The organism is Amycolatopsis sp. NPDC059657 (assembly GCF_042734395.1).
Taxonomy (GTDB): Bacteria; Actinomycetota; Actinomycetes; order Mycobacteriales; family Pseudonocardiaceae; genus Amycolatopsis.
Map to the genome: position 1 here is coordinate 1 of NZ_JBHWEB010000023.1, position 11,086 is coordinate 11,086.

General features: G+C 68.1%; 4 protein-coding genes. 3 read left to right on the forward strand and 1 reads right to left on the reverse strand.

The window, feature by feature from the left end; all coding sequences use genetic code 11:
• Positions 1-5,204 (reverse strand): SdrD B-like domain-containing protein (locus ACFV15_RS15175; RefSeq protein WP_378351041.1); only part of this gene is annotated, 5,204 nt, incomplete at its 3' end.
• A gap of 232 nt (positions 5,205-5,436) precedes the next feature.
• Between ACFV15_RS15175 and ACFV15_RS15180 the strand changes: the two genes are divergently transcribed.
• From ACFV15_RS15180 to otsB, 3 genes are all read left to right on the forward strand, one after another.
• Positions 5,437-6,891, forward strand: a complete 1,455-nt coding sequence (locus ACFV15_RS15180; protein ID WP_378351124.1) for a threonine/serine exporter ThrE family protein — start codon at positions 5,437-5,439, stop codon at positions 6,889-6,891.
• A gap of 78 nt (positions 6,892-6,969) precedes the next feature.
• The gene (locus ACFV15_RS15185) at positions 6,970-8,421 is read left to right on the forward strand and encodes a trehalose-6-phosphate synthase (RefSeq protein WP_378351042.1); all 1,452 of its coding nucleotides are present in this window, start codon (positions 6,970-6,972) and stop codon (positions 8,419-8,421) included.
• A 54-nt stretch (positions 8,422-8,475) separates the two neighbouring features.
• Complete coding sequence (otsB, locus tag ACFV15_RS15190) at positions 8,476-11,004, forward strand: trehalose-phosphatase (protein WP_378351043.1); 2,529 nt, start codon at positions 8,476-8,478, stop codon at positions 11,002-11,004.
• Positions 11,005-11,086: the final 82 nt, after the last annotated feature.

Genomic DNA, 11,086 nt, shown 5'->3' on the forward strand with positions numbered 1-11,086 from the left:
TCCTGCAGGCCGTCCTTGTTCTTGTCGACCCACACGAAGTCACCGAGCTTGAACGCACCCACCGGCGGCGCGACCAGACCAGCATCCAGCGTGAGGTCTTCACGCTTGTCCGGTCCCAACGTGGTCGTCTTGGTGCATCCGGTCGCCAGATCGGCGTCGGAGTCCTTCGCGTCATCACCCGCGTCGACCTTGGTCAGGGTGTAACCCGCGACCGCCGCCGGAAGCGCCTTGACATCGAAGCACACCGAGTACGTGCCATCCGGCAGCTTGTCGAACAGGTACTTGCCGCCTGCGTCCGTGACGGTGGTGGAGAGCTCTTCACCGGCGGCGTTCTTCAGCGCGACATCGACGTCCTGGACGCCGGGCTCGCCGTCGTCCTGCAAGCCGTCCTTGTTCTTGTCGATCCACACGTAGTCGCCGAGCTTGTTCAGCGCGGGCGGCGGCGGAGCGATCAGGCCCGCGTCGAGCGTGAGGTCTTCACGCTTGTCCGCGTCCAGCACCGTCGTCTTGGTGCACCCGGTCGACGGGTCCGCGTCGGAATCCTTCGCAGGGTCGCCCTGGTTCGGCGTGGTCGGCTTGTAGCCCTTGACCGCCTCCGGCATGTTCGCGAAGTCGAAGCACACCTGGTAGGTGCCGTCCGGCAGGTCGCCGAACCCGTACTTACCGGAGGCGTCGGTCTTGGTGGTGCCCTTGACCGCGCCCGCGCCGTCCTTCAACGTCGCCGTGACACCTTCGACGCCGGGCTCGCCGTCGTCCTGGATGCCGTTGGCGTTCTTGTCGATCCAGACGTAGTCGCCGAGCTTGTTCAGCGGCTTGACCGGTTCGACCAGGCCCGCGTCCAGCGTGAGGTCTTCACGCTTGTCCGCGCCGAGCACCGTGGTCTTGGTGCAGCCAGTGGCCGGGTCGGCGTCGGAGTCCTTCGCGTCGTCACCAGCGTCGACCTTGGTCAGCGAGTAGCCCGCGACCGCGGCCGGGAGAGCGGCCATGTCGAAGCACACCTGGTAGGTGCCGTCCGGCAGGTCACCGAAGCCGTACTTGCCATTAGCGTCGGTGGTCGTCTTGCCGAGCTGCTTACCGGCGCCGTCCTTCAACGTCGCCGTGACGCCCTGGACACCCGGCTCGCCGTCGTCCTGCAGACCGTTGTCGTTCTTGTCGATCCACACGTAGTCGCCGAGCTTGTTCAACGGCGACACCAGACCGGCGTCCAGCGTGAGGTCTTCACGCTTGTCCGGACCCAGCACCGTGGTCTTGGTGCAGCCCGCTGTCAGGTCGGCGTCGGAGTCCTTCGCGTCGTCACCAGCGTCGACCTTGGTCAGCGAGTAACCCGCGACCGCCGCCGGAAGCGCCTTGACGTCGAAGCACACCTGGTAGGTGCCGTCGACCAGATCACCGAAGCCGTACTTGCCACCGGCGTCGGTCGTGGTGGTGCCGAGGTCCTTGCCGGCACCGTCCTTCAGCGTCGCCTTGACGCCCCCGGCACCCGGTTCGCCGTCGTCCTGCAAACCGTTGCGGTTGGTGTCGATCCACACGTAGTCGCCGAGCTTGTTCAACGGCGACACCAGACCCGCGTCCAGCGTGATGTCCTCACGCTTGTCCGCGCCGAGCGTCGTGGTCTTGGAGCAGCCGGTCGCCGGGTCGGCGTCGGAGTCCTTGGCCACATCGCCCTTGTTCGGGGCGGTGAACTTGTAGCCCGGCATGTTCGCGATGTCGAAGCACACCTGGTACGTGCCGTCCGGCAGGTCGCCGAAGCCGTACTTGCCGTCGGCGCCGGTGGTCGTGGTGCCGAGGTCCTTGCCCGTGCCGTCCTTCAGCGTGACCTTGACGCCGTTGACCGGCGGCTCGCCGTCGTCCTGCAGGCCGTTGCGGTTGGTGTCGATCCAGACGTAGTCGCCGAGCTTGTTCTTCGGCACGACGGGAGCGACGAGACCGGCGTCGAGCGTGAGGTCCTCACGCTTGTCCGGGCCCAGCACCGTGGTCGGCGTGCAGCCGGTGGTCGGGTTGGCGTCGGAGTCCTTGCCGTCGTCCGAGCCCGCGCCTTCCTTGGTCAGCTGGTAGCCCTTGACCGCTTCCGGCAGGTTCACCGTGTCGAAGCAGACCTGGTACGTGCCGTCCGGCAGCTTGTCGAACAGGTACTTGCCGTCCGGGCCCGTCTTGGTGGTGCCCAGTTCCTTACCCGTGCCGTCCTTCAGCTTCACGACGACATCGGGGACACCCTTTTCGTCGGCGTCCTGGATGCCATCGGAGTTGGTGTCGATCCAGACGTAGTCACCGAGCTTGTTCTGCGCGGAGACCAGACCGGCGTCGAGCGTGAGGTCTTCACGCTTGTCCGGCCCCAAAGTGGTCGTCTTGGTACAGCCCGTGTCGAGCGCCGCGTCGGAGTCCTTCGCGTCGTCACCGGCGTCGACCTTGGTGAGGACGTAGCCCTTCACCGCGTCGGGCAGGTTCGCCACGTCGAAGCACACCTGATACGTGCCGTCGGGCAGGTTGTCGAACAGGTACTTGCCGTCAGGACCGGTGGTCGTGGTGCCCTTCACCGCACCCGCGCCGTCCTTCAGCGTCGCCTTGACACCCGGGACACCCGGCTCGCCGTCGTCCTGCAAACCGTTGGCGTTCTTGTCGTTCCAGACGAAGTCGCCCAGCTTGTTCGTCGGCGCGACCAGACCCAGGTCGAGAGTCGGATCGTCGCGTTTGTCCGGACCGAGCACCGTCGTCTTGGTGCACCCGGCCGCGTCCGCGTCGGAGTCCTTGGTGTCGTCACCGGCGTCCGGCTTGGTCGGCTTGTAGCCCTTGACCGCGTCCGGCAGGTTCGCCACGTCGAAGCACACCTGGTAGGTGCCGTCCGGCAGCTTGTCGAACACGTACTTGCCGTCGGGGCCGGTGTTGGTGCTGCCCTTGTCGGCGCCCGTGCCGTCCTTCAGCGTGACCTTGACACCAGGCACGCCTGGCTCGTCCGGATCCTGCAAACCGTTGGCGTTCTTGTCGTTCCAGACGAAGTCACCGAGCTTGTTGGTCTGCTTGACGGTCAAACCGCCATCGACACAGTGATCGACCGAACCGGCCTTGCCGACGGTCACCTGTCCCTGACTGGTCGCCGGGTCCACATTGGAATCGATGCACCGGTCGGCGCCCGCTTCCTTCGCGGTCCAGTTCAACGTCGCCGCCGCGGGGGCACCGGGAAGCTTGCTCGTGTCCGCGGCCGCGTAGTCGAACTTCACGTTGTAGCAAGTGTCGGCCTTGAGACCATCGGCCGTGCCGAAGTAGTACTCACCCTTGGCGTCGGTCGTCTTCACCGGCAGCGCCGCACCACCCGCACACGGGGTCGCGGTCACCTTGACACCCGGCACCGGCGGCTCGTCGCCGTCCTGGACACCGTCGGCGTCGGTGTCGAACCAGACGCGGTTACCGATCTGCACCGGCGCGAGGTCACACAGCGCCTCGAGGTCGGCGAGACCGTTCGCCTTGCCCCAGCCGTCGCCCAGCGGGTCGGTGTCGGTGGTGTTGATCTGGTACGAGTTGGTGTGGTCCGCGTTCTGCATCGAACCGTCGTCACGGCCGAACCAGCCGACACCGCCGGAGCGGACGCTGATCGGGTCCATCACGGTGTTCGCGATGCGGGTCTCGCCGTAGAGCATCACCATGGCGCCCTGCGAGGTCTCCTGGTGAACCGCGTCTCCCCCGCTGTTCTTCCAGAACTCACCCGGGTAGAACTCGAGGACGGTCGCGGGCTCGCCATTGCTCTTGCCGTCGTTGTTGTTCGGGCAGCCGCCCGTGCCTTCCCAGGCATACGCCCCGTCGGCCTGGAGGCAGGCCCGGTTCAGGTCACCACCGACGATGGACGAGTTCTCACCACCGGAGCCGTCCGGCGCCGGGATGTTCGAACCGCCCTGGTCACCGAAGCGGTCACGGAAGTCGAGTACCAGGTCGCCGTTCTTCTCGACGGCGATATCGGTCAGCAAGGGCTGCGGGTAGGTGTCGTGCTTGATGCCATCGACCCCGGTGTCGTCCCAGTTGTCGGTCCACGGGAACCAGAAGTTGCTGGGCTTGCGCGAGGCCAGCGCATAACCACGTTGGAAGTCCAGCGTCTTGGTCAGCACCGGAGCGCTGAACGCGGCGCCGTCGAAGTTCATCACGACGGCCTTGAGGTCGGCCCGCTTCTTCGACGACTGAGCCGAGCAGACACCACCGACGAGGACCTTGCCGTCACGGATGGCCAGCGCGCCGGGGCGCCAGTCTGCCGCGTTGGGGCAGGCCGTCGCCGGGATCGCGAACGAGCCCTTGGGCGCGGACGCCGTCGCGGCGGTCGCGTCGAAGGTGTAGAGCTTCTTGTCGTTCAGGTTGACGACGTAGAGCGTGCTGCCGTCCTCGCTGATGTCGATGTCACCGAGCGCCTGCTTGCCGGGGATGCCGAAGAACGGCCCGTCCATGTTGGTGGCCATCGCGTGCGCCGTCGTGCCCGCGTTGGGCACGGTGGCGAACAGGCTGGTGGCACCGCTGGCCGCGGTCACGTAGACCGCGCCCTGGCCCTTCGGCCCGTACTCCGCGAGCCGCTTGGCGAAAGCGCCCGAGAAGAGGCGCTTGTCCTCTTTGCGGTACGCGAGGCCGTAGACGGTACCGACGTCGCTCTGCTTCGCCAGCAGCGTCGGGGCGTCTTTTCCACGCTGGTTGAACGGGAACGTCACCAGCGAACGCGCACCGGGCGAGGCGTTGCTGCTGCCGTCCTTCTTCCGCGCACCGCGCTGGCAGCTCGTGACCAGCTTGGGATTGGCCTGGCAGTAGTCCGACGGGTTCCAGACACCGACCGTCAGCTCGACCGCCTTGCCACCCGACACATCCGCGAAGGAGGTCAGCGTGGACAGTCCCTTACCGGCCGGAGCCGGCTTCAGGTAGGACATCGAGTCCGGGATCTTGGTGTCGACCCGGTACTTGCCGGTGGGCAGTGCCTTGGTGTCGATGGTGACGGTGCCGTCGGCGGCGGTGGTCCCGCTGGCGGTCGCCCCCGTAGGCGCGGTGACGGTCACCCCGATGCCCGCGACGCCGACTTCGAGCGCGGCCTCGTAAGAACCGTTACCGTTGACGTCACGAATGACGCGCACCTTGAGAGTTCCATCCGCCGGATCAGCGGCAGCCCGTGGCGTGGACGAGACGAAGACCGTCCCACCGCCGACCAGGGCGACCGCGAGCGCGAACCCGAGTGCCTTTCTCAACACTGGCCTCCTGCAGCCAAGAAAAACGTGAGTCCGACCGCGCACGAGAACGACAAGGCACGCGATCGGTACCAATCGGGCCGATAATGACCACTTTGGACAGTCAGCGCCCCCGCTGACCGCCGGTCGGGTGCTATTTCCACCCGACAGTGGGATCTCACTCAAGTGGCGGAAGACACGTCCGCGGTGCTGCAACGCTCACGGTCACCGAGTCGATGCTCACACGGGAAACCTGACGAAAGGGGTGGAGATGGCCAAGCTCAATCAACGCACGAAGCGGTCGGTACGCAGGCGTGCCTGGCAGATTCTGGAAGCGCCGACGGGCGAGCAGCCCTCCGGCGACGCCGAAGCCGCGCTCGGCCCCCAGGTTCCCGATGACACCACGGTGAACTTCGTACTCGACCTTTCCTTGCGGATCGGTGAAGTCCAGATGTCCAGCGGCGCCGGCGCTTCGGACGTCACCGCGACCATCCTCGCGCTGACCTCCGCGCTCGGCCTGCCCTACTGCGAAGTGGACGTCATCTTCACGTCGATCACCGTGACCTGCCACCGCGGGACCGATCTCGCGCCGGTCACCGCGTTGCGCGTGGTGCGCTCGCGCGGACTCGACTACACGCGGCTGTCCGAAACCGAGCGGCTGGTCCAGCAGATCACCCGCGGCAACGTCAGCGCCGAGGAAGCGCAGATCGAGCTGCAGAACATCACCGGCGCGCCGCATCCGTACCCGCGCTGGGTGGCCACCGTCTCCTGGGGTGGCGTGGCGTTCTTCGTGACGCTGCTGCTCGGCGGCGGGCTGGACATCGCGGTGGTCGGCATGGTGATCAGCGCGGTGATCGACCGGGTCGGCAGGCTGCTCAACCGGTACGCGCTGCCGTTCTTCTTCCAGCAGGTGGTCGGCGGCCTGCTGGCGACACTGGCCGCGATCGCCGCGGTCAGCTCCGGGCTGCTCACCACCGACCGGCCGACGCTGGTGATCGCGGCGGCGATCACCGTGCTCCTCTCCGGACTGTCGACCGTCTCGGCGGTGCAGGACGCGATCACCGGGTTCAACGTGACCGCGGCCGGGCGGACCATGGAGACGGTGCTGATGAGTGCCGGGCTGATCGCCGGTGTCGTGCTCGGGCTGAAGATCGCCGTGTTGCTCGGGCTGCAACGCAGCTCGCTGCCCGCCGATCTCGTGACCACGCCACAGCAGCTCCCGATCGTCGTGCTCGGCGGCGCCGGCGCGTCCGCCTGCTTCGCGCTGGCGTCCTACGCGACCGTGCGCGCGCTGCTCGTCGGCGCGGCCGCCGGCACGATCGGCGCCGCCGTCTACGGCGGGCTCACGCTGGCGCTGATCGACAACATCAGCGCGTCCGCGATCGCGGCCACCCTGGTCGGCTTCTGCGGTGGCGTGCTCGCGCGCAGGCTCAAGGTCACCCCGCTGGTCGTGGCCGTGTCCGGAATCACTCCGCTGCTGCCCGGTCTGTCCACCTACCGGGGGCTGTACCAGATCGGCGTCGAGCGCAGCGGCAACATCTCCACGCTGATGACGGCCGTCGCGATCGGACTTGCCCTGGCAGCGGGGGTCGTGCTCGGTGAATATCTCGCGCAGCCGGTGCGCACCGGGCTCGGCAGGCTGGAGCGCAAGCTGTCGGGGCCGAGGATGGCCGGGCCGCTGCGGCCGTCGAAGCGCCGCCTGGAGTAGCCCCTGACTTCCGGGGTAGGGGTCGCGGGCGCGCTAGGGTTTTCTTTCAGCCGCGATCTCGACGAGGGAGCAGCCGAAGTGACTCTGATCAGTTCCGCGCCGGGCAAGCCTGCCGGCGCCGAGTTCGTCGTGGTGGCCAACCGGCTGCCGGTCGACCTCGAACGAACCTCCGACGGAACCCAGCGCTGGACGGCGAGCCCCGGTGGGCTCGTCTCCGCGCTCGAACCCTTTCTGCGCTCACGCAAAGGCGCGTGGGTCGGCTGGCCGGGCGTGCCCGATGTGGAGGTCAACGAGTTCGAGGACGACGGGCTCGTACTCCACCCCGTGACGTTGTCCTCCGAAGAGGTCCGTGACTACTACGAGGGTTTCTCCAATGCCACGCTGTGGCCGCTGTACCACGATGTGGTCGAGCGGCCGGTGTTCGACCGCAGCTGGTGGGACAGCTACGTCAAGGTGAACCGGCGGTTCGCCGAGGCCAGCGCGCAGGTCGCCGGGCACGGCGCGATCGTGTGGATCCAGGACTACCAGCTGCAGCTGGTGCCGACCATGCTCCGCGAACTGCGGCCCGACCTGCGGATCGGCTTCTTCCTGCACATCCCGTTCCCGCCGGTCGAGCTGTTCATGCAGCTGCCGTGGCGTGCCGAGATCGTGCGCGGGCTGATCGGGGCCGACCTGGTCGGCTTCCACCGGCCCGGCGGCGCGCAGAACTTCCTGTGGCTGGCGAGACAGCTGATCGGGCTGGAGCCGAGCCGCGGCGCGGTCGGCGTCAGATCCAGACCCGGCATGGTCCAGGTCGGCGACCGGACGGTGCGGGTCGGCGCGTTCCCGATCTCCATCGACGCGGCCGGACTTGACACACTCGCCAGGACAAAAGGGGTCGCCGACCGGGCCGCCCAGGTACGCCGTGACCTGGGCAATCCCAAGACCGTGCTGCTCGGCGTCGACCGGCTCGACTACACCAAGGGCATCGACCTGCGGCTTCAGGCACTGCACGAACTGCTGCACGAGGGCAGGGTCAAGCCGGAGGACGTGACATTCGTGCAGCTCGCCACGCCGAGCCGCGAGCGGGTTGAGCATTATCAGCGGATGCGCGCGGACATCGAGCAGATGGTCGGCCGGATCAACGGCGAGTTCGCCAGGGTCGGTCATCCCGTTGTGCACTATTTGCACCAATCGGTGGACCGGACGGAGCTCGCGGCGTTCTTCTCGGCGGCCGACGTGATGGTGGTGACGCCGTTGCGTGACGGGATGAACCTGGTGTGCAAGGAGTACGTCGCGTGCAGGCATGATCTCGGCGGCGCGCTGGTGCTGTCCGAGTTCGCCGGCGCGGCCGCCGAGCTGACCAGCGCTTTCCTGGTCAACCCGCACGACCTGGACGGGGTGAAGAACGCGCTGCTGGCTGCCATTACGCTCGACCCAGCCGAGGGCAGGCGCCGGATGCGCGCGCTGCGTCGCCAAGTCCTCACCCACGACGTCGACCGCTGGGCGCGCTCGTTCCTCGAAGCGCTCGGAAGTGAACCGGTCGAATGAACGCCCAGTCCCCATAGGTTTTGATTTCCCAGTTTTGATACACGAGGAGGAGTGTTGACCGCCGAGGCTCTGCCCGCCGAGTTGCGGAGGGCGATCGTCCAGATCGCCAGGACTCCGCGTCTGCTGGTCGCCTGCGACTACGACGGCACGCTGGCTCCGATCACGGCGAACCCGGACGAAGCCCGGCCGCTGCCCGAATCGGTAGGCGCGCTGCGGTCCCTCGCGGGGCTGCACGAGACGACGACCGCGGTGATCTCCGGGCGCGCGCTGCGCGACCTGGCGACGCTGTCCCGCCTGCCGTCCGAGGTGCACCTCGTGGGCAGTCACGGGTCCGAGTTCGACATCGGTTTCATCAAGGCGCTCGACGCCAAGGCCCGTGAGCTGCACCGGCGGCTCGAGGCCGAGCTGGAAGAGCTGGTACTCGACGTGCCGGGCGTCTCGCTCGAGGTCAAGCCCGCTTCGATCGCGGTGCACGTTCGCCGCGCGGAGCACGAGGCAGGCCGCCGCGTGCTCTCGAAAGTCCACAATGGACCGTCCAAATGGGAAGGGGTGACCACCACAGACGGCAAGGAGGTGGTCGAGCTTTCCGTGGTGACGACCGACAAGGGCAACGCGCTCGACACGCTGCGCCACCAGGTCGGCGCGACCGCCGCGATCTTCCTCGGCGACGACGTCACCGACGAGAAGGCGTTCGCCAGGCTGTCGGGTCCGGACCTCGGCATCAAGGTCGGCGACGGCGAATCCCTTGCCACGTACCGGGTCCCGGACACCATGGACGTGGCGATGGTGCTCGCGTTCATGCTCGAGGAGCGCCGCAACTGGCTCTACGGCGAGCAGGCCGCGCCGATCGAGCGGCTGTCGATGCTCGCCAACGAGCGTTCGGTCGCGCTGGTCACCCCTGACGCGCGGCTGACCTGGCTGTGCCACCCCGGCGCCGACGCGCCCGCGATCTTCGCCGACCTGCTCGGCGGTACCGGCGCGGGGCACTTCTCGATCACCCCGCACCGCAACGGCCTCCCGCTGGGCCAGCGGTACCTGCCGAACACCATGACCGTGGAGACCCGCTGGTCACGGCTGCTCGTCACGGACTACCTCGAGCCGGAGAGCCCGTCGCACCGCACCGACATCGTGCGGGTGATCAGCGGCGAGACCACCGCGTCCGTGGTGTTCGCGCCGCGGCCGGAGTTCGGCGGCGTGCCGGTCAAGCTGGTCGCGGAGGGCGACGGCCTGCGGGTGCTCGGCACCTCGGAGCCGTTCGTGCTGCGCGCGCCCGGTGTCGAGTGGGAGATCACCACCGATGGCCTGCACGACACCGCGTCGGCGCTGGTCACCCCGACGCCCGACAAGCCGGTCGTGCTCGAACTGCGGTGCGGCACAACGGATCTCGGTCCCCACGAACTGTCCGAAGTGGAACGCCGGGAGCGCGCTGGCTCGTACTGGAGCTCGTGGGCGCAGACGTTGAAGCTGCCGACCGTGCAGACGGATCTGGTGGCCCGCTCCGCGCTGACGTTGCGCGGACTGGTCAACACCGACACCGGCGGCGTGCTGGCGGCTGCGACATCGTCGCTGCCGGAGGAGATCGGCGGCGTCCGTAACTGGGACTACCGCTACTGCTGGATCCGCGACGCCGCGATGACCGTGCGCGAGCTGGTGCACCTCGGTTCCGTCGAGGAGGCCGACGGTTATCTCCGCTGGCTGCACGGCGTGCTCGCGACGCTGGCCGGGCCGGAGCGCCTGCACCCGCTGTACACGCTGGCAGGCAGTGTCATCGGCGCCGAAGCGGTCATCGAGTCGCTGCCCGGTTACGCGGGCTCGCGGCCCGTGCGCGTCGGCAACCTGGCGAACCACCAGGTCCAGCTGGACGTCTTCGGCCCGGTGGTCGAGCTCGTCCGCACGCTGGCCGAGGCACGCGGCGAACTGCGCGACCAGGACTGGCAGATGGTCCGCGCGATGGCGGAAGCCGTTTCGCGGCGCTGGAACGAGCCGGACCACGGCATCTGGGAAGAGCGCCACGTGCCCCGGCACCGCGTCTACTCCCGCGTGATGTGCTGGGTGACGCTGGACCGCGCGGTCAAGCTCGGCGAGGTCTACGACCGCCCGGTGCCGCAGGCGTGGATCGAGCTGCGCGACCTCATCAAGGCGGACGTGCTGGAAAACGGCTGGAACGAAGAGGTTCAGGCGTTCACCACCGCGTACGACGGCACGGACCTCGACGCCGCGTCGCTGTTCGTCGGCCTGACCGGGCTGATCGATCCGGGCGACCCGCGCTTCCAGGCCACGGTGACGGCGATCGAGGCCGAGCTGCGCAGCGGCTCGACGGTGTACCGCTACCACCGTGACGACGGCCTGCCCGGCGGTGAGGGCGGCTTCCACATCTGCGCGGCCTGGCTCATCGAGGCCTACCTGCTCACCGGCCGCCGCAACGAGGCCGAGGAGCTGTTCACCCAGATCGTGGACGCGGCCGGTCCGACGGGCCTGCTGCCCGAGCAGTACGACCCGATCGCGGAGCGCTCGCTGGGTAACCACCCGCAGGCGTACTCGCACATCGGGCTTATTCGCTGCGCCAATTTGCTTGCGCAGTAAGGACTCGTGAGCGTTGGGGGGGGGTGTGTGCGCCCGCGACGCGGGTTGGCCCGCGGGGGGCGGAGGGGGGGTGGGGGGCGGC